The organism is Streptomyces sp. NPDC098781, from assembly GCF_044759995.1.
Lineage (GTDB): Bacteria > Actinomycetota > Actinomycetes > Streptomycetales > Streptomycetaceae > Streptomyces.
Genome location: NZ_JBIWAK010000009.1, coordinates 361279 through 386061, shown reverse-complemented (window position 1 = coordinate 386061; position 24783 = coordinate 361279). Strand labels below are relative to the sequence as shown.

Here is a 24783-nt window from a genome sequence, read left to right as displayed (position 1 = left end):
CTGACCGCAACCGAAAAGTTGTCCATAGATTTCCGTCTTCCTCTGGCTTTTCGTCTCAAGGCCCCTCACTCTGGGTAGTGAACAAGGGAGTTCGGGCGGACGCGTGGGCAGCGCGTCGCGACAGACGGGGACTGCGGATGGACGCGGTGCGGCTCATCTTGACTGGCAGGCGTGCGCTGGCGGGTAGTGGGGGCGCACCGGAAATCATGACCGAGGTGTGGCAGGCGCAGGCCCTGGCTCAGGCGATCGGAAGCAGGCTGGCGGTCTTCGGCCCACCCGAACTGCGCGGCGAGGCGATCGGGTTGACGGAACTCGCGGGACGAGGCTGCGGGGTCCTGGACGTACCGGATCTGGCGGAGGGCGCCTTACGCGCTGCCCAGCTCACCGAGCTGGGCGACGCACGGCAGGCATTGATGCATCTGGGGAGCCTGCTGGGCGAGGTCGGGATCGCCCTGGTCGGCCTGGCCAGCTCGGCGGACGACGAGGCGACGTACTGGCAGTGCATGGAGGCGATCGACGCGGCGGACGAGTCCCGGGACCGGGTCCTGGAGATGCTGCGCAGACTGGCGGACCGGGAGGACGTGCTGGCCGAGCGTGAGGCGGGCTGACGGGCCCTGGCGCCGACCGTCCGTGTCGGCGCGGCCGGGGTCGGCATGCTCCGGCACTGGGGGACGAGGCCGAGTCCCGCACAGCCGGAGCAGGGGTCCGGGGGCGCCCGGCCCCCAGCACCACCCGTGGCCCCGGCAGGTGGCGGTACCCGTCAGCCGGTCTCGCCCTCCTGTCGCCGGGCCTGCCCGGGGCCGCCGGTCGCCTGTAGGTCCGCGTCCAGCGCCGACAGGTCCGCGTTGAGGGCGGCCATCAGCTCCTCCATCTGCTGGAGCAGCCCCTTCGGCTGGCCGGTGCCACCACTTTGCTGTGGCGCGATTTCCTCGGACATGACGGCCTCCTCGGCCCTGCGGCCCCCCAGTGGCAGTGGGCCGGCACGGTGACGCGCCGGCCTCGGCAGGCTGGCGCGGGGGCCGGGCGGTCCGGCTCCGACCGAGCCAACGATCACCGTCGGGGCCGGTCACTGGCCTGGGCTGACGGCGGCTTCCGCGTTGACGGAATTCACCCGACCGGGGACGCGGAGGGCAGGGGGACCGGTGCGGGCGCGGGCGGGCGCGGCGTGCAGGATGGGGGTATGGATCTTCGCATCTTCACCGAGCCCCAGCAGGGGGCCACCTACGAGACCTTGCTCACCGTGGCGAAGGCCACCGAAGACCTCGGCTTTGACGCGTTCTTCCGGTCCGACCACTACCTGAAGATGGGTTCCGGCGACGGTCTGCCCGGTCCCACCGACGCATGGATCACGCTCGCCGGTCTCGCCCGTGAGACCAAGCGGATCCGCCTCGGCACCCTGATGACCGCCGGCACCTTCCGGCTGCCCGGCGTGCTCGCCATCCAGGTCGCCCAGGTGGACCAGATGTCCGGCGGCCGGGTCGAACTCGGCCTGGGCGCGGGCTGGTTCGAGGAGGAGCACAAGGCGTACGGCATCCCCTTCCCGAAGGAGAAGTTCGGGCGGCTGGAGGAGCAGCTCGCCATCGTCACGGGGCTGTGGGCCACCGAACCCGGTGCGACCTTCGACTTCCACGGCACCCACTACGACCTCACCGACTCGCCGGCACTGCCCAAGCCGGCCCAGTCCAGGATCCCGGTCCTGATCGGCGGGCACGGCGCCACCCGTACGCCCCGGCTGGCCGGCAAGTACGCCGACGAGTTCAACATGCCGTTCGCCTCGATCGAGGACAGCGAGCGGCAGTTCGGACGGGTGCGGGCCGCCGCTGAGGAACTCGGCCGCAAGGGCGACGACCTCGTCTACTCCAACGCTCTGGTCGTGTGCGTGGGCAAGGACGACCAGGAGGTCGCCCGGCGCGCGGCCGCCATCGGCCGTGAGGTCGACGAGTTGAAGGCCAACGGGCTCGCGGGCTCGCCGAGCGAGGTCGTCGAAAAGATCGGCCGCTACCGGGAGATCGGCTCGCAGCGGATCTACCTCCAGGTACTCGACCTGGCCGACCTGGACCACCTGGAGCTCATCTCGTCCCAGGTCCAGGCCCAGTTGTCGTAGCCCTCGGTCCGCCGGATCGGTCGCACGGCCCCCGGGAGCACCCGGCCCGGGGGCCGTGGCGACCCCGCGCGACAGCCGCGGTGGGTTTGCTTCGACGTCGCCTCGGGCCGGGCGGAAAACCCCGGGTGGTTCCGGGCCGCGCTCGGTAGCTTGTACAGGCGGCGCACAGGCGCAGCTCAGACCCTATCCGAAGGCCCACGACGTGTTCCTGACCCTCACCACGACCGGCACCCCGGAACGCCCCGCCACCGATCTCGGCTACCTGCTCCACAAGCATCCCGAGAAGGCGCAGACGTTCTCCACCTCCTACGGCACGGCGCACGTCCTCTACCCGGAGGCGGATGCCCAACGCTGCACTGCGGCGCTGCTGCTGGAGGTCGACGCGGTGGCGCTGGTCCGGCGGGGCAAGGGCAAGGGCCGGGGCGGGGCGCCCGACGCGGCGCTCGCCCAGTATGTGAACGACCGGCCGTACGCCGCCTCCTCGCTGCTCGCGGTCGCCCTCAGCGCGGTCTTCTCCAGCGCGATGCGCGGTGTGTGCAACGCCCGCCCCGAACGCGCCGCCGAGCCGCTGCCGCTGCGCGTCGAGGTGCCCGCGCTGCCGGCCCGAGGCGGCCCGGAACTGGTCCGGCGGCTGTTCGAGCCGCTCGGCTGGGCGGTGACCGTCGAGCCCGTGCCGCTGGACACACGGTTCCCCGAGTGGGGCGACTCGCGTTATGTGCGGCTCGTGCTGGAGTCGCGGGCGCTGACCCTCGCCGAGGCCCTGCGTCACCTCTACGTCCTGCTCCCCGTCCTGGACGACGCCAAGCACTACTGGGTCTCCTCCGACGAGGTCGACAAGCTGCTGCGGGCCGGTGAGGGCTGGCTGCCGGACCACCCGGAGCAGAAGCTGATCACCAGCCGTTACCTGTCGCGCCGCTGGTCGCTGACCCGCGAGGCGATGGAGCGGCTGGAGCTGGTGCGGCTCGCGGAGACCGACGACACCGAGGTCGAGCAGATCGACAACGCCGTCGAGGAGGAGAGCGAGGCCGAGGAGAAGCCGACGCCGCTCGCCGTGCAGCGCAGGGACTCGATCCTGGCCGCCCTCAAGGCGTCCGGTGCCGCCCGCGTGCTCGACCTCGGCTGCGGACAGGGGCAGTTGGTGCAGGCGCTGCTCAAGGACACGGCGTTCACCGAGATCGTGGGCGTGGACGTGTCGATGCGGGCGCTCACCATCGCCGGGCGACGGCTGAAGCTGGACCGCATGGGCGAGCGACAGGCCTCGCGCGTCAAGCTCTTCCAGGGCTCCCTCGCCTACACCGACACCCGCCTCAAGGGCTACGACGCCGCCGTGCTCAGCGAGGTGATCGAACACCTCGACCTGCCCCGGCTGCCCGCCCTGGAGTACGCGGTGTTCGGCGCCGCCCGTCCGAGGACCGTCCTGGTGACCACCCCGAACGTCGAGTACAACGTCCGCTGGGAGTCCCTCCCGGCCGGGCACGTCCGGCACGGCGACCACCGGTTCGAGTGGACCCGCGAGGAGTTCCGCGCGTGGGCGACGGAGGTGGCCGAACGGCACGGCTACGGCGTGGAGTTCGTACCCGTGGGACCCGACGACCCCGAGGTGGGGCCGCCCACACAGATGGCCGTCTTCGGGATGAACGTGAACGACGAGAAGGAGGCGAAGGCAGCATGAGCCGGACAGCGAACGGGCGCGTCCTGCCCGTCACCGACCTCTCCCTCGTCGTCCTCGTCGGCGCCTCCGGCTCCGGCAAGTCCACCTTCGCCCGCAGGCACTTCAAGCCCACCGAGGTCATCTCCTCCGACTTCTGCCGCGGGCTGGTCTCCGACGACGAGAACGACCAGAGCGCGACCCGCGACGCCTTCGACGTCCTGCACTACATCGCCGGCAAGCGACTGGCCGCCGGCCGCCGTACGGTCGTCGACGCCACCAGCGTGCAGCAGGACTCCAGGCGGCAGCTGATCGAGCTGGCCAGGCAGTACGACGTGCTGCCGATAGCCATCGTGCTCGACGTACCCGAGGAGGTGTGCGCCGAGCGCAACGCCGCCCGGACCGACCGGGCCGAGATGCCGCGCCGGGTCATCCAGCGGCACATCCGCGAACTGCGCCGCTCGATCCGGCAGCTGGAGCGCGAGGGCTTCCGCAAGGTGCACGTCCTGCGCGGGGTGGAGGACGTCGAGAACGCCACCGTCGTCACCGAGAAGCGCTTCAACGACCTCACCCACCTCACCGGCCCCTTCGACATCGTCGGCGACATCCACGGCTGCGCCTCGGAACTGGAGTCGCTGCTGGGCAGGTTGGGCTACGTCGACGGCGCCCACCCGGACGGCCGGACCGCCGTCTTCGTCGGTGACCTGGTCGACCGCGGCCCCGACAGCCCCGGCGTGCTGCGCCGCGTGATGTCGATGGTGAAGTCGGGCAACGCGCTGTGCGTGCCGGGCAACCACGAGAACAAGTACGGGCGTTACCTCAAGGGGCGCAAGGTCCAGCACACCCACGGACTCGCCGAGACCATCGAGCAGATGGACGGCGAGAGCGAGGAGTTCCGGGCGGAGGTACGGGAGTTCATCGACGGCCTGGTCAGCCACTACGTCCTCGACGGCGGCCGGCTGGTGGTCTGCCACGCCGGTCTGCCGGAGAAGTACCACGGCCGTACGTCGGGCCGGGTGCGCTCGCACGCCCTGTACGGCGACACCACCGGGGAGACCGACGAGTTCGGGCTGCCGGTGCGCTACCCGTGGGCCGAGGACTATCGCGGGCGGGCGGCCGTGGTGTACGGCCACACTCCGGTCCCGGAGGCCACCTGGCTGAACAACACCATCTGCCTGGACACCGGCGCCGTCTTCGGCGGCAAGCTGACCGCCCTGCGCTGGCCGGAGCGGGAGCTGGTCGACGTACCGGCCGAGAAGGTCTGGTACGAGCCGGCCAAGCCGCTGCGGACCGAGGCCCCCGGCGGGCACGACGGGCGGCCGCTCGACCTCAACGACGTGCGGGGGCGCAGGGCCGTGGAGACCCGGCACCAGGGCCGGGTCGCGATCCGTGAGGAGAACGCCGCCGCGGCCCTGGAGGTCATGAGCCGCTTCGCGGTCGACCCGCGTCTGCTGCCGTACCTCCCGCCGACCATGGCACCCACGGCGACCAGCCGCGTCGAGGGCTACCTGGAGCACCCGGCGGAGGCCTTCGCGCAGTACGCGGCGGACGGTGTCGAGCGGGTCGTGTGCGAGGAGAAGCACATGGGCTCGCGGGCCGTGGCGCTGGTGTGCCGGGACACGGAGGCCGCGCGCAAGCGGTTCGGGGTCGACGGACCGACCGGCGCGCTCTACACGCGCACCGGCCGGCCGTTCTTCGACGACCCGTCCGTGACCGAGTCGATCCTCGACCGGGTCCGGGCGTCGGCCGGCGAGGCCGGGCTCTGGGCCGAACTGGAGACGGACTGGCTGCTGCTCGACGCCGAGCTGATGCCTTGGTCGCTGAAGGCGGCGGGGCTGCTGCGGTCGCAGTACGCGGCGGTCGGCGCCGCCTCCGGGGCGGTGTTCCCGGGCGCGCTGGCCGCGCTGGAGGGCGCCTCGGCGCGTGGGGTCGAGGTGTCGGACCTGCTCGCCCGCCAGCGCGAACGGGCGTCGGACGCGGCGGCGTTCACGGAGGCATACCGCCGGTACTGCTGGACCACGGACGGCCTGGACGGCGTACGGCTGGCCCCGTTCCAGGTCCTGGCGGTCCAGGGCCGCAGCCTCGCCGCCCTCCCGCACGACCGGCAACTCGCCCTGCTCGACCGGCTGGTGGAGCACGACGGCAGCGGCCTGCTCCAGACCACGCGGCGGCTGTACGTCGACACCGGGGACCCGGAGTCGGTGCGGGCCGGCATCGACTGGTGGCTGGAGATGACCGGCCGGGGCGGCGAGGGCATGGTCGTCAAGCCGCTCGGTGCTCTCGTGCGCAGCGAGGAGGGGCGGCTGGTCCAGCCCGGCATCAAGTGCCGGGGCCGTGAGTACCTGCGGATCATCTACGGTCCGGAGTACACGCGCCCCGACAACCTCGCCCGGCTGCGGCAGCGGTTCCTCAACCACAAGCGGTCCCTCGCCGTCCGCGAGTACGCGCTGGGTCTGGAGGCGCTGGACCGGCTGACGGAGGGCGAGCCGCTGTGGCGGGTGCACGAGGCGGTGTTCGGGGTGCTGGCGCTGGAGTCGGAGCCGGTGGACCCACGGCTGTGAGCCGGGGGAGCGGCTTCAGCCGGCCAGCCGAAGCCGCTCCCGGCACACGCCGACCCGGACCGTCTGACCCCAGGTCAGCTCCACCGCGTCCGTCTCCATCCCGTCCCCGAAGGCGACCAGCCGCTCGGACTCGACGGTGAGCCGGAGACGGGTCGCGGCGGCGAGTTCCCCGGCCACCAGTGACGTACCGGTGGCCGGGGACGGCCAGGCCTCCCGGACGAACCACAGCAGGCGTTCCTCGGTCGGGGAGGGCAGCCGCAGCCGCCCTCCCCGCTCCTGCCACACCGACCGGATCCAGCCGGTCGCCCCCGTCCCCGTGCCGACGATCACCCCGGACGAAGCCTGGGCCTCGACGACACCCCCGTCGTCCTCCAGGCCCAGGCGGTATCGGGCCGTCCGGTGTCCGGCGGCGCCCAGGTAGATCTCGTTCAGCGCGACGAGGCGTTGTGTGTCGTCGGCCACGGCCTCGACCATGGTGAGTTCGTCGCAGCCCCCGCTCGCGGATTGCGTGGACTCGAACAACCTGGCCGCGTCCGCGGGACGGTGGCGCACCAGGACGCCCGGGTTGCGGCCGGGGTCGGTGTCGATGCCCAGCACCGGCTGTCCGGCGAGGTACTTCGCCACGTTCGCGACCAGACCGTCCTGCCCGACCACGACCACGACGTCCTCCGGCGCGAACAGGAACCGGTCCAGGTCGGCCCGCTCCACCCGGGTCCGGCGCCAAGTCAGCGGGATCGCCGAGGTCACCTCCGTCAGCGCCCGCCGGGTACGGCGGTGGCGTTCGGCGACCTCCTCGATGTCCCGGCCGCGGGAGGACAGGAAGAAGGCGGCCTGGCCGTGCGTGCCGTGCCGGGCGACCAACTCCTCGTACTCCGTGGTGCGATGGACCAGCACGGCCCGGGGGGCGAGACTCACTCCCGCGCTCCCAGCTTGGCCACCAGCCCCGTCAGCACGTCCGGCGACACCGTCAGGCTGTCGATCCGCGGCAGGTTCTCCGCCAGCCGTGTCCCGGTCAGGGCGTGCAGCGTCGCCACGTCCACCTCGGCGTGCACCCGCAGCCAGGCCGCCTGCGCCTGTGCCCGGGCCTCGCCGACCTCACGCGCGCCCTCGGCCTCCGCCCGGGCCAGCCGCACGGACCGGGTGGCCTCCGCCTCGGCGAGCCGTACCGTGCGCGCCGCCTCCGCCTCGGACCTGACGGCGTCCGCGGCGGCGTGCTCCTCGGCCTCGCGGCGCGCGTTCGTACCGCGCTGGTCCACCAACTGCTCCTCGCGGCGGGCGAGTTCGATCTGGCTGGCCAGTTCGTTCTCGGCGATCGCCCGCTCCCGCTCGACGGCCACGGCCCGTCGCTCGTACGTCGCCCGGTCCGCCTCCTGCTGGATCTGCTCGCGGGCCGGCGTGCGCAGCGCCCGCTCCACCTCCGGTTCGGGGCGCAGCGCCATGACGCGTACGGCGACCACCTCGATGCCGGTCGCGGGGAGGCGGGGCTCCGTGGCGAGGCCGGCCGCGATCCGCTCCCGTACCGCCGTCACGCCGTCCACCAGCGCCGCCGACAGCGACGTACGGGACAGGACGTCCAGCGCGTGCTGCTGTGCCGTCTCGGTGAGCAGGGTGCCGAGCTGTTCCAGGGGGGCCGCGCGCCAGGCGCCGGTGTCCGGGTCGACCGAGAAGTCGAGGCGGGCTGCGGCCAGCGCCGGGTCGCTGATCCGGTAGGTGACCGTCGCCTGTACCGCCACGTCCTGGAAGTCGGACGTACGGGCATGGAAGGTCATCGCCAACTCCCGGTCGTCGACCGGCACTTCGGAGAGCGCGGCGGTCAGCGCCCGGAACCAGAAGCTGAGCCCGGGGCCGTCGTGCAGCAGCTTGCCCCCGCGGTGGTGGCGGATGTGCGCCGTGGGCGCGCCGCGCAGATGACGCCAGCCCAGGCGTCGGGTGATGTCGGCCATGAAGCCCCCTTTTTCGTCATGCAGACGATAATCGGGAGTGACTGTTGTCGTCAAGGGGACGAAAAGAAGATGGCGCCAAGTAGGGGGTGAACGCGGTCTGTGATGGTCAGGATGGAGGCATGGGATTCCATGTCGACTCCGAGGCCGGGCGGCTGCGCCGCGTCATACTCCACCGGCCGGATCTCGAGCTCAAAAGGCTCACCCCCAGCAATAAGGACGCCCTGCTCTTCGATGACGTGCTGTGGGTGCGCCGGGCGCGCGCCGAGCACGACGGGTTCGCGGACGTGCTGCGCGACCGCGGGGTCATCGTCCACCTGTTCGGCGACCTGCTCACCGAGGCCCTGGAGATCCCGGCGGCCCGCGAGCTCGTCCTGGACCGGGTCTTCGACGAGAAGGAGTACGGGGTGCTCGCCACGGACCACCTCCGTGCGGCCTTCGAGGGCCTGCCCTCGCCCGAACTCGCCGAGGCTCTCGTCGGCGGCATGACCAAGCGGGAGTTCCTGGAGGTGCACCCGGAACCGACCTCCGTGCGCTTCCACGTCATGGAGCTCGACGACTTCCTGCTCGCGCCGCTGCCCAACCACCTCTTCACCCGTGACACCTCCGCCTGGATCTACGACGGCGTCTCCGTCAACGCCATGCGCTGGCCCGCCCGGCAGCGCGAGACCGTGCACTTCGAGGCGATCTACCGGCACCACCCGCTGTTCCGTGACGAAACGTTCCATGTGTGGTCCGAGGGGCAGGCCGACTACCCCTCCACCATCGAGGGCGGGGACGTCCTGGTGATCGGCAACGGGGCCGTCCTGATCGGCATGAGCGAGCGGACGACCCCGCAGGCCGTCGAGATGCTCGCCCACAAGCTGTTCGCCGCCGGGTCGGCCGAGACGATCGTGGCCCTCGACATGCCCAAGCGGCGTGCCCTGATGCATCTCGACACCGTGATGACGATGGTCGACGGCGATGTCTTCACCCAGTACGCCGGGCTCGGCATGCTCCGCTCCTACACCATCGAACCCGGCGCCGGCGACAAGGAGCTGAAGGTCACCGACCATCCGCCGGAGCACATGCACCGCGCGATCGCCGCCGCCCTCGGTCTGAGCGAGATCCGCGTCCTCACCGCGACCCAGGACGTGCACTCGGCCCAGCGCGAGCAGTGGGACGACGGGTGCAACGTGCTGGCCGTCGAGCCGGGAGTGGTCGTCGCCTACGAGCGCAACGCCACCACCAACACGCATCTGCGCAAGCAGGGCATCGAGGTGATCGAGATCCCGGGGAGCGAGCTGGGGCGGGGGAGAGGCGGGCCGCGGTGCATGAGCTGTCCGGTCGAACGAGCCCCTGTATATTAATTCAGAAGGTCGTATAGACTTCCAGGGTCCTTGTAGTCGTACCTCTGGAGCGCCCCATGGCGACTGTCCCGACCGCCCTCGCCGGCCGCCACTTCCTCAAGGAGCTCGACTTCACCGAGCAGGAGTTCCTGGGGCTGGTCGAGCTGGCCGCCGAGCTGAAGGCCGCCAAGAAGGCCGGGGACGAGACACGGTACCTGCGGGGCAGGAACATCGCGCTGATCTTCGAGAAGACCTCGACGCGCACTCGCTGCGCGTTCGAGGTCGCGGCCGCCGACCAGGGCGCCGCCACGACCTACCTCGACCCCTCCGGCTCGCAGATCGGCCACAAGGAGTCGGTGAAGGACACCGCGCGCGTGCTCGGCCGGATGTACGACGCGATCGAGTACCGCGGGGACAGTCAGGCGAAGGTGGAGGAGCTGGCGGCGTACGCCGGCGTGCCCGTCTACAACGGCCTGACCGACGACTGGCACCCCACGCAGATGCTCGCCGACGTGCTGACGATGACGGAACACACCGGCAGATCTCCCAGGGAGATCACCTTCGCCTACCTCGGCGACTCCCGTTTCAACATGGGCAACTCGTATCTGATCACCGGTGCGCTGCTCGGGATGGACGTACGGATCGTCGCGCCCCAGGCCTTCTGGCCCTCCCGGGAGGTCGTCGGCCGGGCCCTCGAACTCGCCGAGACCAGCGGGGCCCGCGTCACGATCACCGAGAAGGTCGACGAAGGGGTCCTCGGGGCCGACTTCGTCGCCACCGACGTCTGGGTGTCCATGGGCGAGTCGAAGGACGTGTGGGAGGCCCGGATCGCCGCGCTCGGCCCCTACGCGGTGACCATGGACGTCCTGCGCGCGACCGACAATCCCGACGTCAAGTTCCTGCACTGTCTGCCGGCCTTCCACGACCTCGGCACCAAGGTGGGGCGCGAGATCTTCGACACCTACGGCCTGGACTCGCTGGAGGTGACCGACGAGGTCTTCGAGTCGGAGCACTCGGTGGTCTTCGACGAGGCGGAGAACCGGATGCACACGATCAAGGCGGTGCTGGTCGCGACGCTGGGGTGAGGGCGTCCCGGGCGTCATGCGGGCCGGTGCCCGGGCCCGCGTCACCGGCGGTGCCGTCCGGCCGTCACGCGGGCGGGTGCCGCCGTGCGTCAGCGGCGGTGGCGCACGATCGTCACGCGGGTCGGCGCTGGGCGGGGATCGCCGGCAGCCTGAACCACACCGCCTTGCCCGAGTCGGTCGGGCGGTGGCCGCAGGACGAGCTCAGGGTGCGGATCAGGAGCAGACCGCGGCCGTGTTCCTGCCAGGGGTCGGGGTCGCCGGCGGTGGGGTGGGTGAGGTTGCCCGGTGGGGCCGGGTCCGGGTCGTGCACCTCCACCTGGCAGCCGGACGGCAGCAGCTCCACGACCAGCTCTATCGGGCCGTGGCCCGCGGTGTGCTCCACGGCGTTCGCGACGAGCTCCGCGGTCAGCAGTTCGGCGGTGTCGCTACAGGCGCCGTGCTCCAGCTCGGCCAGCGCCGTACGGACCAGCGCACGCGCGACGGGCACGGCCGCGGTGGTGTGCGGCAGCGCGATGCGCCAGGAGGCGGAGGCTGGGGAGCGATCGTGCAAGGCGGGTCCGTTCATGAGCAGGCTGTCCTGCTTTCAACCTTATGAATGGTACGGCGCCACCTGGCGGAACCGCTCGGTGGGCGCCGTTCGGGACCTTCGGCCCCGACTGATGGGCGGCTTACCCGGATGAACGGCCGGCCTCGCGCGGCTGATCCCACCGTTACGCGGGTGTCGTCGAGCCGTGACGGATGTGACCGAGGCAGGTCACATCCGATCGGTGTATTGCGTGACCGTGACGACAGTCAAAGATAGGTGATAGCTTCGAGGGGTAGAGCTCACTGATGCAGTGCCCGCCGTCCGCCCGAGGAGGCCGCACGTCATGAGTCCCTTCACCGGCTCCGCCGCCCGCACCTCCGACTGGGAGCATCTGCGGGTCGAGCACACCGACGGAGTCGCCACCGTCACCCTCGCCCGCCCCGAGAAGCTCAACGCGCTCACCTTCGGTGCCTACGCCGACCTGCGTGATCTGCTCGCCGAGCTGTCCCGGGAGCGGGCGGTACGGGCGCTGGTGCTCGCCGGCGAGGGCCGCGGGTTCTGCTCGGGCGGCGACGTCGACGAGATCATCGGCGCCACCCTGTCCATGGACACCGCCCAGCTGCTCGACTTCAACCGGATGACCGGGCAGGTCGTGCGGGCGGTACGGGAGTGCCCGTTCCCGGTGATCGCGGCGGTGCACGGGGTGGCCGCCGGGGCGGGCGCCGTACTGGCCCTCGCGGCCGACTTCCGGGTCGCCGACCCCACCACCCGCTTCGCCTTCCTCTTCACCCGGGTCGGCCTGTCCGGCGGCGACATGGGCGCGGCCTATCTGCTGCCGAGGGTCGTCGGACTCGGCCACGCGACCCGGCTGCTCATGCTCGGCGAATCGGTGCGGGCGCCGGAGGCCGAGCGGATCGGCCTGATCAGCGAACTCGCGGACGAGGGCCACGCCGACGACGCCGCCCAGGCCCTGGCCCGCCGCCTGGCCGACGGACCAGCACTGGCGTACGCCCAGACCAAGGCGCTGCTGACGGCCGAGCTGGACATGCCGCTCGCCGCGGCGGTGGAGATGGACGCCTCGACGCAGGCCCTGCTGATGAACGGCGAGGACTACGCCGAGTTCCACGCGGCGTTCACCGAGAAGCGCCCGCCGAAATGGCAGGGGAGGTAGGAGATGCTCCCGGCCGAGGGGAATGCCACGCCGTCAGGAGGGCGGGGAACCGCCCGACCAGCCGCGACGAACCCGCAACCGCCGATGGCGACCGGGCACGCGCCGCGCGTCGCGATCATCGGCGGCGGCCCCGGCGGCCTCTACGCCGCCGCCCTGCTGAAACGCCTGGACCCCACGCGGGAAGTGACCGTCTGGGAACGCAACGCCCCCGACGACACCTTCGGCTTCGGCGTGGTTCTCTCCGACGAGACACTCGGCGGTATCGAGCACGCCGACCCGGTGGTCTACGAGGCCCTTCGCGAGGAGTTCGTGCGCTGGGACGACATCGACATCGTGCACCGCGGCATCCGGGAGACCTCCGGAGGGCACGGGTTCGCCGCCCTCGGTAGAAAGCGTTTGCTGGAGATCCTGCACGACCGCTGCCGCGCCCTCGGTGTGGAACTCCGGTTCCGCACGGAGGCACCCGACCCGGCCTCGCTCGCCGAGACGCACGACCTGGTCATCGCCGCGGACGGTGTGCACAGCACCACACGCGAGGCGTACTCCCATGTGTTCCGCCCACATGTGGCCGCACACCACTGCCGTTATGTCTGGCTGGCCGCCGACTTCGCCTTTGAAGCCTTCCGGTTCGAGATCGCCGAGACCGAGCACGGCGTCATGCAACTGCACGGCTACCCGTACGCCGCCGACGCCTCCACCGTCATCGTGGAGATGCGCGAGGAGGTGTGGCGAGCCGCCGGGTTCGACGAACTCGACGAGCAGGAGTCGGTCGAGCGCTGCGCCAAGATCTTCGCCGAAGCGCTCGGCGGACGCGCGCTCAAGTCCAACAAGTCCGCCTGGACCACCTTCCGGACCGTCGTCAACGAGCGCTGGTCGCACGGCAACATCGTGCTGCTCGGCGACGCCGCCCACACCGCCCACTTCTCCATCGGCTCGGGCACCAAGCTGGCCGTCGAGGACGCCCTCGCCCTCGCCGCCTGCCTGGAGGAACAGCCCTCCATGGAGCAGGCACTGGCCGCGTACGAGGAGGAGCGCAAGCCGGTCGTCGCCTCCACCCAGCGCGCCGCCCGCGCCAGCCTGGAGTGGTTCGAGAACCTCGGCCTCTACCTCGACCAGTCCTCCCGCCAGTTCGCCTTCAACCTGCTCACCCGCAGCCGCCGGGTCACCCACGACAATCTGCGCCTGCGCGACGCCCACTTCACCGAGGCCGTGGAACGCGACCACGGCTGCCCGCCCGGCACCCCGCCGATGTTCACCCCGTTCCGGATGCGCGGTCTGACCCTGCGCAACCGGGTCGTGGTGTCCCCGATGGACATGTACTCCGCCACCGACGGCGTACCCGGCGACTTCCATCTCGTCCACCTCGGCGCCCGCGCCCTCGGCGGCGCCGGCCTGGTGATGACCGAGATGGTGTGCGTCAGCCCCGAGGGACGCATCACCCCCGGCTGCACCGGCCTCTACACCGGCAGACAGGCCGACTCCTGGCGACGCATCGTCCAGTTCGTGCACGAACGGGCACCCGGCACCGCCATCGGCGTGCAACTCGGGCACAGCGGACGCAAGGGCTCGACCAAGCTGATGTGGGAGGGCATGGACGAACCGCTCGAGGACGGCAACTGGCCGCTCGTCGCCGCGTCCCCGATCCCCTACAAGCCGTACAGCCAGACCCCGCGCGAACTGAGCCGCGCCCAGCTCACCGACATCCGCGAACAGTTCACCGCGGCCGCCTGGCGGGCCGCCCGCGCCGGCTTCGACCTGCTCGAACTGCACTGCGCACACGGCTATCTGCTCTCCGGCTTCCTCTCCCCGCTCACCAACCACCGCACCGACGCCTACGGCGGCACCCTGGAGAAACGACTCCGCTTCCCGCTGGAGGTCTTCGACGCCGTACGGAGCGTCTGGCCCCAGGAGCGGCCCATGACCGTCCGTATCTCCGCCACCGACTGGGCCGAGGGCGGTACCGGCGCCGAGGACGCCGTCGAGATCGCCCGCGCCTTCGCCGCGCACGGCGCCGACGCGATCGACGTCTCCACCGGCCAGGTCGTGGCCGACGAGCAGCCCGAGTTCGGGCGGTCGTACCAGACGCCGTACGCGGACCGGATCCGGCACACCACCGGTCTGCCGGTGATCGCGGTCGGCGCGATCTCGTCCTGGGACGACGTCAACTCCCTGATCCTGGCCGGCCGCACGGACCTGTGCGCGCTGGCCCGCCCGCACCTGTACGACCCGCACTGGACGCTGCACGCGGCGGCCGAGCAGGGCTACGACGGTCCGGGCGTCGTCTGGCCGACGCCGTACCGGGCAGGCAGCCGCCGCCCCCAGACCGGCCGCACGGACGGCCCCAAGCCGCGCTTGAAACTGGGCACTTGAGGGGCGCGCGCCGACAGGGCCCACGGCTCGCTGGGCCCGTCCGAGCGTGCAGCCGCGGCGCGCTACAGCTCCACCATTCCCGCGGTCAGTGTCGTTCCGTCCGCCGGGTCGATCAGGAGGAAGGCGCCGGTGCGCCGGGAGAGCGCGTAGTCGTCCAGGGCGAGGGGTTCGGCGGTGCGCAGGGTGATGCGGCCGAGGTCGTTCGCGGTCAGTTCGGCGGCGCCGGCGAGGTCCGTGACGATCGCCTTCACCGTCCGTGTCGTGTGCCTGACCAGCACGCGGTCACCGACGGCGAGCGACCGGTCGGCGAGATGGCAGACGGCCCCGCGTACCTCCTGGGTGAGCGCCGGGACGTCGACACCCGCGGTGATCATGTCGCCGCGTGAGACGTCCCGCTGGTCGGCGAGGCGGATGCTGAGGGAGCGCGGGGCGTGGGCCGCTTCGACGGCCTCGCCCAGCACGTCGATACCGGTGATCTCGGACGTCTCGCCGGACGGGTGCACGGTCACGCGGTCGCCGACTCGCAGCGCACCCGACGCCAACTGGCCCGCGTAGTGACGGACCTCGCCGTGCCGGATGACGTACTGGACGGGGAAACGGGCGGGCGCGTCGGCCGGATCGACGCCGACGGGAACGCTCTCCAGGAACTCCAGCAGCGCCGGGCCGCCGTACCAGTCCATGTGGGCCGAGCGCTCCACGACGTTGTCGCCGACCAGCGCCGAGACCGGGATCGGCGTGAAGCCGGGCAGGCCCAGCTCGGCGGCGTGGCCCGCGAAGTCCTCGGCGACACGCTCGAACCGTGTCTCCTCGTACCCCACCAGGTCCATCTTGTTGACGGCGAGCACCACATGCGGCACGCGCAGCAGGGCGGCCACGGCGGCGTGCCGACGGGTCTGCTCGACCACCCCGTGGCGGGCGTCGACCAGGATGACCGCCAGTTCCGCGGTGGAGGCGCCGGTCACCATGTTGCGGGTGTACTGCACATGGCCCGGCGTGTCGGCCAGGATGAACCGGCGGCGCGGGGTCGCGAAGTAACGGTACGCCACGTCGATCGTGATGCCCTGTTCGCGTTCCGCCCGCAGGCCATCGGTGAGCAGTGCGAGGTCGGGGGCGGCCTGGCCACGGTTGCGGGAGGCGGTCTCGACGGCCTCCAACTGGTCGGCGAGGACCGACTTGGAGTCGTGCAGCAGCCGCCCGACCAGGGTGGACTTGCCGTCGTCCACGGAGCCCGCGGTGGCGAAGCGAAGCGTGTCAACGGTCATGGCTAGAAGTACCCTTCGCGCTTGCGGTCTTCCATCGCGGCCTCGGAGAGCTTGTCGTCGGCGCGGGTGGCGCCGCGTTCGGTCAGCCGGGACGCGGCGATCTCCGCGATCACCTTCTCGATGCTGTCGGCGTCGGAGTCCACCGCGCCGGTGCAGGACATGTCGCCGACCGTGCGATAGCGGACCTGCCGTTTCTCCACGGTCTCGTCCTCGCGTGGCCCGCCCCAGTCACCCGCCGTCAGCCACATGCCGTTGCGCCGGAACACCTCACGCTGATGGGCGTAGTAGATGTTCGGCAGCTCTATGTGCTCACGCGCTATGTACTGCCACACATCCAACTCGGTCCAGTTGGACAGCGGGAACACACGGACATGCTCGCCCGGTGCGTGGCGGCCGTTGTACAGGTTCCACAGCTCCGGCCGCTGCCGGCGCGGATCCCACTGCGAGAACTCGTCCCGCAGGCTGAACACCCGTTCCTTGGCCCGCGCCTTCTCCTCGTCGCGCCGCCCGCCGCCGAACACCGCGTCGAACCGCTCGCTCCGGATCTTCTCCGTCAACGGCAGCGTCTGGAGTGGGTTCCGCGTACCGTCAGGACGTTCGCGCAGCACACCGCGGTCGATGTAGTCCTGTACGGAGGCCACATGGAGCCGGAGCCCATGTATGGCCACCACACGGTCGCGGTAGTCGATGACCTCGGGGAAGTTGTGTGCTGTGTCCACATGGAGCAGCGAGAAGGGGATCGCCGCCGGCGCGAAGGCCTTCAGGGCGAGATGCAGCATGACGATGGAGTCCTTGCCGCCGGAGAACAGGATCACCGGCCGCTCGAACTCACCGGCCACCTCGCGGAAGATGTGCACCGCCTCGGACTCCAGCGCGTCCAGGTGCGACAGAGCGGACGCCGTCACACCAGCCCCCGCTCCGCGAGCACGGTGTACACGGCGTCCGCCGACTCGTCCGGGGTCTGGTCCTGGGTCTTGAGGACCAGCGCCGGGTCGGCCGGCGGCTCGTACGGGTCGTCGACACCCGTCAGCCCGGACAACTGCCCCGCCGCCTGCCTGGCGTACAGCCCCTTCACATCCCGCTCGCTGCACACCTCGACCGGGGTGGCCACATGCACCTCGACATAGGGCGTGCCGCTCGCCTCGTGGCGTCTGCGGACGGCGTCGCGGCTGTCGGCGTACGGGGCGATGACCGGGACGACGCAGAGCACGCCGTTGCGTGCGAGCACCTCCGAGACCAGGCCGATGCGCTGCACGTTGGTGTTGCGGTCCGCCCGCGAGAAACCCAGGCCGGCGGAGAGGAAACGGCGGATCTCGTCGCCGTCGAGGACCTCCACGCGATGTCCCTCGGTCCTCAGCCGGTCGCCGAGCAGACGGGCGATCGTGGTCTTGCCCGCGCTCGGCAGCCCCGTCAGCCAGACCGTGCCTCCCTGGGCCCTTGGCGTGTTGGTCATGCGCAACAGTCCTCATCTCTTACCTGTGGACGACCTGATGGACGCTAGGTAAGAAACTTGAGAGGACGTGCAGAGGAACCTGAGGGTTTGGTTAGCGGCAGTTGATGTGCCCGAGGTCACAACCCGGCGTACTCCGCACCGGCGTCCCGCAGCCGCTCGTGCAGTCCCCGGAAGACCGCGGCCGAGCGCGCCCCCGGCCAGCCTTCGGGCAGCAGCCGCGCCGGCAGGCCGGGGTCGGTGTAGGGGAGGTGACGCCAGGAGTCCAGAGCGAGGAGATAGTCGCGGTACGCCTCTTCGGGCGGGGTGTCGGCCCTGCGCTCCCAGTCGTTCAGCACGGGCGCGTGGCGGTCGAGGAACGCGTCGTGCTCCTTGGCGATCGCGGCCAGATCCCACCAGCGGGCGACGGCCTCGGCGGTCGGCGTGAAGCCGAGGTGCTCGCCGCGGAAGAAGTCGACGTACTCGTCCAGCCGCAGCCGCCGAAGAGTGTGCCGGGCCTCCTCGTGGAGCCGCGCGGGCGCGATCCACACGCCCGGGGCCGCCGTCCCGAAACCGAGCCCGGCCAGCCGGGAGCGCAGCACATGGCGCTTCTGCCGCTCCGACTCGGGCACCGAGAACACCGCCAGCACCCAGCCCTCGTCGTCGGGTGGCGCGGCGGAGTAGATACGGCGGTCGCCGTCGTCGAGCAACTGGCGGGCGTCCGGGGAGAGTTCGTAGCCGGCCGCGCCCCGCGCGGTACGGGCCGGCAGCAGCAGTCCGCGCCGCTTCAGCCGCGACACCGACGAGCGCACCGAGGGCGCGTCCACGCCGACCGCGGCCAGCAGTCTGATCAGCTCGGCGACCGGCACCGGGCCGGACATGTGTCGGCCGTAGGCGCCGTAGAGCGTGACGATGAGAGACCGTGGTGCATGCTGGTCGGACACGTTGATCATCTTAGGTCGTGCGGATCACCGCGGGTCACCCGGCGGGGCACCGGAGTCGCGCAACCGGAACCGCTGGAGCTTGCCGGTCGCGGTGCGCGGCAGCGCGTCCAGGAAGACGATCTCGCGCGGGCACTTGTACGGCGCCAGCTCGGCCTTGACGAACGCGCGCAGCGCCTCCGCGTCCCGTCGCGCACCCTCCCTGAGCACCGCGTACGCCACCACGACCGCTCCCCGTGCCGCGTCGGGCCGTCCCACCACCGCCGTCTCCAGCACGTCCGGGTGGCGCAGCAGCGCCTCCTCGACCTCCGGGCCCGCGATGTTGTACCCGGCGGAGATGATCATGTCGTCCGCTCGGGCGACATAGCGGAAGTAGCCGTCACTCTCCCGGACGTAGGTGTCGCCGGTGATGTTCCAGCCGTGCCGCACGTAGTCGAGCTGGCGCGGGTCGGCCAGATAGCGGCAGCCGACGGGGCCGCGTACGGCGAGCAGGCCGGGTTCTCCGTCGGCGAGCTCCCGGCCCTCGCCGTCCACTACACGCGCCTGCCATCCCGGTACCGGTACGCCCGTCGTACCGGGCCTGATGTGCTCGTCCGCCGCCGAGATGAAGATGTGCAGCAGCTCGGTGGCGCCGATGCCGTTGATGACGCGCAGCCCGGTCCGCTCGTGCCAGGCCTGCCAGGTGGCGGCGGGCAGGTTCTCGCCCGCGGACACGCATCGGCGCAGCGAGGAGATGTCGTACGCGTCGAGCTCGTCGAGCATCGCGCGGTACGCCGTCGGCGCCGTGAACAGCACGGACACCCGGTGTTCGGCGATGGCGGGCAACAACTGCTTGGGACCGGCCTGTTCCAGCAGCAGGGCGCTGGCGCCGGCCCGCATCGGGAAGATGACGAGTCCGCCGAGGCCGAAGGTGAAACCGAGTGGGGGACTGCCGGCGAAGACATCGCCCACATGTGGTCGCAGCACATGTGCTGAGAAAGTGTCCGCTATCGCGAGCACATCCCGGTGGAAGTGCATACAGCCCTTGGGCCGTCCGGTGGTACCGGAGGTGAAGGCGATGAGGGCGACGTCGTCGGCGGCGGTGTCGGCGGCCGGGTAGGGGGCGTCGGACGCCGGCAGGCGCAGCGCGTCGTCCGGGGCGTCGCCGCCGTACGTCGCTATGCGCAGGCCGGGTATCTCGGCCTTGGCGAGGTCGTCGACGGCGCGGATGTCGCACAGCGCGTGCCGTACCCGGGCGATCTCACACATGGTCCGCAGCTCGTGCGGACGCTGCTGGGCCAGCACGGTGACGGCGACCGCGCCCGCCTTCAGCACCGCCAGCCAGCATGCCGCCAGCCACGGAGTTGTCGGGCCGCGCAGCAGCACCCGGTTGCCCGGGACGACGCCGAGGTGGTCGGTGAGCACATGTGCGAGCCGGTCGACGCGGGCGCGCAGTGTGCCGTACGTCCATGTGGGGCCGGACGGAGTGTGGAAGACGGGCCGCTCGTCGGCGCCGCCGTCGAGCAACTCGGCCGCGGCGTTGAGCCGCTCGGGGTAACGCAGCCCCGGCAGGTCGAAGCGCAGCTCGGGCCACTGCTCGGGCGGTGGCAGGTGCTCGCGGGCGAAGGTGTCGACGTGCGCGGAGCGGTGCAGACCGGCCATGGCGGTTCGCCCCCTTGCCTTGTGGGCCGCCTCGTGGGCGTCGTGGTGGGCTCGCACAGGGAGCGTATCGTGTTGGTGACGACAGTCAATGGTGCGCGATATCGTCGAAGAGGTCCGTTGAGGAGGCCGTCGAGAGCGTCCGACGCCGACGGCCCCGCTGGGAGGTCGGCAATGCCCGCATTCTCGCTCGATCCGCCACAAACCGCATGGTGTGCCGAGTTGCGCACCCTGGCCGCCGAACGGCTCCGCCCGCTCGCGGAGAAGGGCGAACCGGGCCACGTCAACCGCGCGCTCGTCACCGAACTAGGTCGACTCGGCCTGCTGGAACGGCTGTTCACCTCGGGCGCGGTCGACCTGTGCCTGATGCGGGAGTCCCTCGCCTACGGCTGCACGGAGGCGGAGACCGCGCTCGCCCTCCAGGGGCTGGGCGCGTATCCCGTCCACGCGCACGGCACCCCGGCCCAGCGGGAGCGCTGGCTGCCGCGGGTGGCCGACGGCAGCGCGGTGGCGGCCTTCGCGCTGAGCGAACCGGGGGCCGGGTCGGACGCGGCCGCGCTGGAACTGCACGCGGAACCCGACGCGCCGGGGCCGGGACACCCCACGGACGCCCTGGCCGCCGAGCCCGACGGTTCCGCCCGCTGGCGGCTCAGCGGCGAGAAGTGCTGGATCTCCAACGCCCCCGAGGCCGACTTCTACACCGTTTTCGCCCGCACCACCCCCGGCGCCGGGTCCCGTGGCGTGACCGCCTTCCTGGTCCCCGCCGACCGCGCCGGCCTCACCGGCAGCGGCCTCGACATGCTCTCCCCGCACCCCATCGGCGCCCTCCACTTCGACGCGGTCCCGGTCACCGCCGACGACATGCTCGGCGAGCCCGACCGCGGTTTCCGGGTCGCCATGGGAACCCTCAACCTCTTCCGGCCCAGCGTCGGCGCGTTCGCCGTCGGCATGGCACAGGCGGCCTTGGACGCGACCCTCGCCCACACGGCCGGACGGGACGCGTTCGGCGGCAAGTTGAAGGACCTACAGACCGTCGCCCACCAGGTCGCCGAGATGGCCCTGCGCACCGAGGCGGCCCGCCTCATGGTGTATGCGGCGGCGTCGGCGTACGACGAAGGCGGCGGGGACGTCCCGAGGCGTGCCGCGATGGCGAAACTGCTCGCCACCGAGACCGCGCAGTACGTCGTCGACCAGGCCGTCCAACTGCACGGCGCGCGCGCCCTGCGCCGCGGCCATCTGCTCGAGCACCTCTACCGCGAGGTGCGCGCCCCCCGCATCTACGAGGGCGCCAGCGAGGTCCAACGCGGCATCATCGCCAAGGAGTTGTACGCGGACATGGAGGCCGGCAAGTGAGTACCGAGCGCGTCAACCCGGCCGATCTCTCCCCGCCCACCGGCTTCTCCCACGCGGTCGTCGCCACCGGGTCACGAGTCGTCTTCCTGGCCGGTCAGACCGCCCTCGACACGGACGGGAAGGTGGCCGGCGACACCCTGCCGGGGCAGTTCGAGCGGGCCCTGACCAATCTGCTGGCCGCGCTGGTGGCGGCCGGCGGGACACCGGCCGACCTCGCGCGGGTCACCGTCTACGCCACCGACGTCGCGGCGTATCGCACCCAGGCCGCCGAACTCGGCCGTATCTGGCGGCGGTTGGCGGGTCGCGACTATCCCGCGATGGCGGTCGTCGAAGTCGTGCGCCTCTGGGACGAGGAGGCGATGGTGGAGCTCGACGGGTTCGCCGTGCTCCCGTAGGCCGGGATCATCCGTCGTGGGGGTGGGTCACGCCGCCATGGCGAGGCGCTCGGCCGGCACACGCTGCGGGGCGACGACACGGCCGTCGGGCAACAGCTCACCGCTGTCGTCGAACACGATGGCGCCGTCGCACAGCAGGCTCCAGCCCTGCTCGGGGTGTGCGGCCACCACATGTGCGCTGCGGTCGTCGGCGGAAGGGCACGAAGGCTGGTAGGAACACATGGCGCACCTCCACATAGGGCGGACGAGCCGTGTGGGTCGTCCATATGGGTAGACCATGCTCCCGTTGCGAACTCATCGGAACGGGCCGTCGTGGACCGTGACAACACGCGGACAACTCTCGGACGGATCCACGACGGTCGGGGCGGACTCGCCACCGAAGGAGTGACGATCACGTCGCCGGGCGCACCGGCCGGGTACCAGTGGAAGCCCCCACTCCGCCCACCCGGGAGGTCATCCCATGCCCCTGCGCCCCGCTCTCGCCACCGCCGTCGGCGCCGCGCTGCTCCTGCTGGTCGCCGCACCCTCGGCGCCCGCCGACTCGGACGCCGCCGCAGAACCCAAGGAGACCGTGACCGTCGACACCAAGGTCCTGATGGCCGCCGACGGCACCGTCACCGTATCCGGCAAGTACACGTGCGTCGACAGCACGGGGCCCACCTACGTGAGCGCCTCCGTCGGCCAGAGTGCCTCCACCGTCCGGTACGCCATCGGCGGCACCCTGGCCGTGTGCGACGGCAAGAGCCACCGCTGGGAGAACAAGAGCAACCCCGCCCCGTCCACCCTCAAGCACGGCAAAGCGGAGGTCGAGGCCACCATCGTGGAACTCCGCCCCGTCGACGCTCTGGGCGGCCTGCCCCTGCCTCACTTCCACGCCATGCTGAAGAAGAACATCACCCTCTCCAAGGCGTGACGGCGACCGCGACACGGGAGCCCCACCCCACGCGCGCCGCGCCCTTCCGACCGGGAGGGCGCGGCGCGCGCGATTTCCGAACGTGACACGGCTTCCTGACACCGTGTCAGGAAGCCCTCCCCGCACGACGGGCCACCAGATCCAGGGCGATGTCCGTGATCATGTCCTCCTGCCCGCCCACCATCCGCCGGCGGCCGGCCTCGACGAGGATGCCGCGGGCGTCCAGGCCGTACCGGGCGGCGGCCGTCTCGGCGTGGCGCAGGAAGCTGGAGTACACGCCCGCGTAGCCGAGGCTGAGGGTCTCGCGGTCCACCCTGACCTCGCGGTCCTGCAAGGGCCGTACGAGATCGTCGGCGGCGTCCATCAGCGGGAACAGGTCACACATGTGCTCCCAGCCCATAAGGTCGGCGACCGCTATGAAGGCTTCGAGGGGACAGTTGCCGGCGCCCGCGCCCTGCCCGGCCAGCGAGGCGTCCACGCGTACCGCGCCGCACTCCACGGCGACGACCGTGTTGGCCACTCCCAGGGCGAGGTTGTGGTGGGCGTGGACACCCAGTTCGGTGTTCGGGTCGAGGACGTCGCGGTAGGCGCGGAAGCGGTCGCGGACACCGTCCATGGTGAGCCGGCCGCCGGAGTCGGTGACGTAGACGCAGTCGGCCCCGTACGACTCCATCAGCTGGGCCTGGCGGGCCAGTTCGGCGGGTTCGGCCATGTGGGACATCATCAGGAACCCGGCGACGTCCATCCCCAGCTCCCGGGCGGCGGATATGTGCTGGGCGGCTATGTCGGCCTCGGTGCAGTGTGTGGCGACGCGCACCGAGCGGATGCCCAGGGTGTGTGCCTGCCTGAGATCGTGGAGCGTTCCTATGCCGGGCAGCAGCAAGGTGGTGGGAACCGCGTGCTCCGTGGCGTCCACCACCGCCTCGATCCACTCCCAGTCGGTGTGGGCGCCGACGCCGTAGGTGATGCTGGAGCCGGCCAGACCGTCGCCGTGGGCGATCTCGATCGCGGCCACCCCGGCGGCGTCCAGCGCGGCGGCGATGGCACGGGCCTGGCCGACGGTGTAGCGGTGCCGGACGGCGTGCATTCCGTCCCTCAGGGTCACGTCCTGGACGTAGAGCCGGGTCATCGCGAGGCCACCTCCGGGGCGGGGGAAGTCCCCTCGCTCGGACGAAGCCGAGCGTGGGGGAGGACGGCCATGCGTTCCGCGGTGCGCAGGGCGGCCGACGTCATGATGTCGAGGTTCCCGGCGTACGCCGGGAGGTAGTGCGCGGCGCCCTCGACCTCCAGGAAGACGGAGACCTTCAGGGCGTCCCCCGCGCCGGGGGCGAGGGCGCGCAGCGGGTCGTCGGACGCCACCCGCTCGAACTGCACCTTCTGCTTGAGCCGGTAGCCGGGGACGTACTCCCGGACCCGGCCGGCCATCTCCTCGACCGACGCCGTGACCGCCTCCGTCGCGCACTCGGAGACCAGGCAGTGCACGGTGTCCCGCATGATCAGCGGCGGTTCGGCCGGGTTGAGGACGATGATCGCCTTGCCGCGCGCCGCGCCGCCGACCCGCTCGACCGCCGAAGAGGTCGTCTCGGTGAACTCGTCGATGTTGGCCCGGGTACCGGGACCGGCGGAGCGTGCGGCGATGGAGGCGATGATCTCGCCGTAGTGGACCGGGGTGACGGAGTTGACGGCGGCCACGATCGGGATGGTGGCCTGGCCGCCGCAGGTGACCATGTTGACGTTCGGGGCGTCGAGGTGGGCGTCGCCGTTGACCGGGGGCACGACGTACGGACCGAGGGCGGCGGGGGTGAGGTCGACCAGGGTGCGGCCCAGCGGGCGCAGCACCTGGTCGTGGTGGCGATGTGCGCCGGCCGAGGTCGCGTCGAAGACCAGCTCCACGTCGGCGAACTCGTCCAGGGCGACGAGCCCTTCGACGCCCTTGTGGGTCGTGGCGACCTTCAGCCGGCGGGCACGGGCCAGACCGTCGGAGGCGGGGTCGATGCCGGCCATGGCCGCCAGCTCCAGCGTCTCCGACAGCCGAAGGATCTTGATCATGAGGTCGGTGCCGATGTTGCCGGAGCCGATGATGGCGACCTTGGTGACCCTGGTTTCTTCGGTGTGTATG

The 24783-nt window shown here is 71.4% G+C and carries 23 protein-coding genes; 11 read left to right on the top strand and 12 right to left on the bottom strand.

What is annotated here, in order from left to right; genetic code table 11:
- Window positions 1–137: 137 nt before the first annotated feature.
- Window positions 138–608: a DUF6099 family protein gene (locus ACIQWG_RS33115; protein ID WP_404102376.1), complete on the top strand. Its 471-nt coding sequence runs from the start codon at window positions 138–140 to the stop codon at window positions 606–608.
- 152 nt (window positions 609–760) lie between these two features.
- On the opposite strand, the gene ACIQWG_RS33110 is transcribed toward ACIQWG_RS33115, so the two are convergent.
- Window positions 761–937 carry a hypothetical protein gene (locus ACIQWG_RS33110; RefSeq protein WP_404102375.1) on the bottom strand — a complete coding sequence of 59 codons (177 nt, stop codon included), beginning with the start codon at window positions 935–937 and terminating at the stop codon, window positions 761–763.
- A 243-nt stretch (window positions 938–1180) separates the two neighbouring features.
- Here ACIQWG_RS33110 and ACIQWG_RS33105 point away from each other — a divergent pair, with 243 nt between their 5' ends.
- The 3 genes from ACIQWG_RS33105 (at window position 1181) to ACIQWG_RS33095 (ending at window position 6313) form a co-directional block, all read left to right on the top strand.
- A complete protein-coding gene (locus ACIQWG_RS33105) occupies window positions 1181–2104 on the top strand; it encodes an LLM class F420-dependent oxidoreductase (RefSeq protein ID WP_404102374.1) in 924 nt (307 codons plus the stop codon).
- 202 nt (window positions 2105–2306) lie between these two features.
- Complete coding sequence (locus tag ACIQWG_RS33100) at window positions 2307–3776, top strand: 3' terminal RNA ribose 2'-O-methyltransferase Hen1 (protein ID WP_404102373.1); 1470 nt, start codon at window positions 2307–2309, stop codon at window positions 3774–3776.
- Complete coding sequence (locus ACIQWG_RS33095) at window positions 3773–6313, top strand: polynucleotide kinase-phosphatase (RefSeq protein ID WP_404102372.1); 2541 nt, start codon at window positions 3773–3775, stop codon at window positions 6311–6313. The genes ACIQWG_RS33100 and ACIQWG_RS33095 overlap by 4 nt, the downstream gene beginning before the upstream one ends.
- Window positions 6314–6328: 15 nt before the next feature.
- Here the strand turns inward: ACIQWG_RS33095 and ACIQWG_RS33090 are convergent, their stop codons facing one another.
- Window positions 6329–7228 carry a hypothetical protein gene (locus ACIQWG_RS33090; RefSeq protein ID WP_404102371.1) on the bottom strand — a complete coding sequence of 300 codons (900 nt, stop codon included), beginning with the start codon at window positions 7226–7228 and terminating at the stop codon, window positions 6329–6331.
- Complete coding sequence (locus ACIQWG_RS33085) at window positions 7225–8256, bottom strand: SPFH domain-containing protein (protein ID WP_404102370.1); 1032 nt, start codon at window positions 8254–8256, stop codon at window positions 7225–7227. Before ACIQWG_RS33085 ends, ACIQWG_RS33090 begins: the two co-directional genes overlap by 4 nt.
- 119 nt (window positions 8257–8375) lie before the next feature.
- Between ACIQWG_RS33085 and ACIQWG_RS33080 the strand changes: the two genes are divergently transcribed.
- On the top strand, window positions 8376–9602 hold the full coding sequence (locus tag ACIQWG_RS33080) for an arginine deiminase (RefSeq protein ID WP_404102368.1): 1227 nt from the start codon (window positions 8376–8378) through the stop codon (window positions 9600–9602).
- A gap of 56 nt (window positions 9603–9658) precedes the next feature.
- Window positions 9659–10666 (top strand): ornithine carbamoyltransferase, encoded by a 1008-nt coding sequence (gene argF, locus ACIQWG_RS33075; protein ID WP_404102366.1) that lies wholly within the window; start codon window positions 9659–9661, stop codon window positions 10664–10666.
- 112 nt (window positions 10667–10778) lie between these two features.
- On the opposite strand, the gene ACIQWG_RS33070 is transcribed toward argF, so the two are convergent.
- The gene (locus tag ACIQWG_RS33070) at window positions 10779–11231 is read right to left on the bottom strand and encodes an ATP-binding protein (RefSeq protein ID WP_404102364.1); all 453 of its coding nucleotides are present in this window, start codon (window positions 11229–11231) and stop codon (window positions 10779–10781) included.
- A 304-nt stretch (window positions 11232–11535) separates the two neighbouring features.
- Here ACIQWG_RS33070 and ACIQWG_RS33065 point away from each other — a divergent pair, with 304 nt between their 5' ends.
- Window positions 11536–12363 (top strand): enoyl-CoA hydratase family protein, encoded by an 828-nt coding sequence (locus ACIQWG_RS33065; protein WP_404102363.1) that lies wholly within the window; start codon window positions 11536–11538, stop codon window positions 12361–12363.
- A gap of 3 nt (window positions 12364–12366) precedes the next feature.
- On the top strand, window positions 12367–14733 hold the full coding sequence (locus tag ACIQWG_RS33060; protein WP_404102361.1) for a bifunctional salicylyl-CoA 5-hydroxylase/oxidoreductase: 2367 nt from the start codon (window positions 12367–12369) through the stop codon (window positions 14731–14733).
- A 62-nt stretch (window positions 14734–14795) separates the two neighbouring features.
- Here the strand turns inward: ACIQWG_RS33060 and ACIQWG_RS33055 are convergent, their stop codons facing one another.
- From ACIQWG_RS33055 to ACIQWG_RS33035, 5 genes are all read right to left on the bottom strand, one after another.
- Window positions 14796–15995 carry a sulfate adenylyltransferase subunit 1 gene (locus ACIQWG_RS33055; protein WP_404102359.1) on the bottom strand — a complete coding sequence of 400 codons (1200 nt, stop codon included), beginning with the start codon at window positions 15993–15995 and terminating at the stop codon, window positions 14796–14798.
- A gap of 2 nt (window positions 15996–15997) precedes the next feature.
- Window positions 15998–16900, bottom strand: a complete 903-nt coding sequence (gene cysD / locus ACIQWG_RS33050; RefSeq protein WP_404102357.1) for a sulfate adenylyltransferase subunit CysD — start codon at window positions 16898–16900, stop codon at window positions 15998–16000.
- Complete coding sequence (cysC, locus tag ACIQWG_RS33045) at window positions 16897–17448, bottom strand: adenylyl-sulfate kinase (RefSeq protein WP_404102355.1); 552 nt, start codon at window positions 17446–17448, stop codon at window positions 16897–16899. The genes cysD and cysC overlap by 4 nt, the downstream gene beginning before the upstream one ends.
- Window positions 17449–17564: 116 nt before the next feature.
- Window positions 17565–18377 (bottom strand): PaaX family transcriptional regulator C-terminal domain-containing protein, encoded by an 813-nt coding sequence (locus tag ACIQWG_RS33040; protein ID WP_404102353.1) that lies wholly within the window; start codon window positions 18375–18377, stop codon window positions 17565–17567.
- A gap of 15 nt (window positions 18378–18392) precedes the next feature.
- Window positions 18393–20006 carry an AMP-binding protein gene (locus ACIQWG_RS33035; protein ID WP_404102351.1) on the bottom strand — a complete coding sequence of 538 codons (1614 nt, stop codon included), beginning with the start codon at window positions 20004–20006 and terminating at the stop codon, window positions 18393–18395.
- Window positions 20007–20177: 171 nt separating this feature from the next.
- Between ACIQWG_RS33035 and ACIQWG_RS33030 the strand changes: the two genes are divergently transcribed.
- Together ACIQWG_RS33030 and ACIQWG_RS33025 are read left to right on the top strand one after the other, a co-directional pair.
- Window positions 20178–21356: an acyl-CoA dehydrogenase family protein gene (locus tag ACIQWG_RS33030; protein WP_404102349.1), complete on the top strand. Its 1179-nt coding sequence runs from the start codon at window positions 20178–20180 to the stop codon at window positions 21354–21356.
- Window positions 21353–21751, top strand: coding sequence for a RidA family protein (locus ACIQWG_RS33025; RefSeq protein WP_404102347.1), 399 nt, complete (start codon window positions 21353–21355; stop codon window positions 21749–21751). The genes ACIQWG_RS33030 and ACIQWG_RS33025 overlap by 4 nt, the downstream gene beginning before the upstream one ends.
- Window positions 21752–21778: 27 nt before the next feature.
- Here the strand turns inward: ACIQWG_RS33025 and ACIQWG_RS33020 are convergent, their stop codons facing one another.
- On the bottom strand, window positions 21779–21973 hold the full coding sequence (locus ACIQWG_RS33020) for a DUF5999 family protein (protein ID WP_404102345.1): 195 nt from the start codon (window positions 21971–21973) through the stop codon (window positions 21779–21781).
- Window positions 21974–22211: 238 nt separating this feature from the next.
- Between ACIQWG_RS33020 and ACIQWG_RS33015 the strand changes: the two genes are divergently transcribed.
- Window positions 22212–22664 (top strand): DUF6299 family protein, encoded by a 453-nt coding sequence (locus ACIQWG_RS33015; RefSeq protein ID WP_404102343.1) that lies wholly within the window; start codon window positions 22212–22214, stop codon window positions 22662–22664.
- Window positions 22665–22770: 106 nt separating this feature from the next.
- Here ACIQWG_RS33015 and dmpG read toward each other — a convergent pair whose 3' ends face one another.
- Window positions 22771–23793: a 4-hydroxy-2-oxovalerate aldolase gene (gene dmpG / locus ACIQWG_RS33010; protein ID WP_404102340.1), complete on the bottom strand. Its 1023-nt coding sequence runs from the start codon at window positions 23791–23793 to the stop codon at window positions 22771–22773.
- Entirely contained in the window at window positions 23790–24782 is a 993-nt protein-coding gene (locus ACIQWG_RS33005; protein ID WP_404102531.1) for an acetaldehyde dehydrogenase (acetylating), read from the bottom strand. Before ACIQWG_RS33005 ends, dmpG begins: the two co-directional genes overlap by 4 nt.
- Window position 24783: the final 1 nt, after the last annotated feature.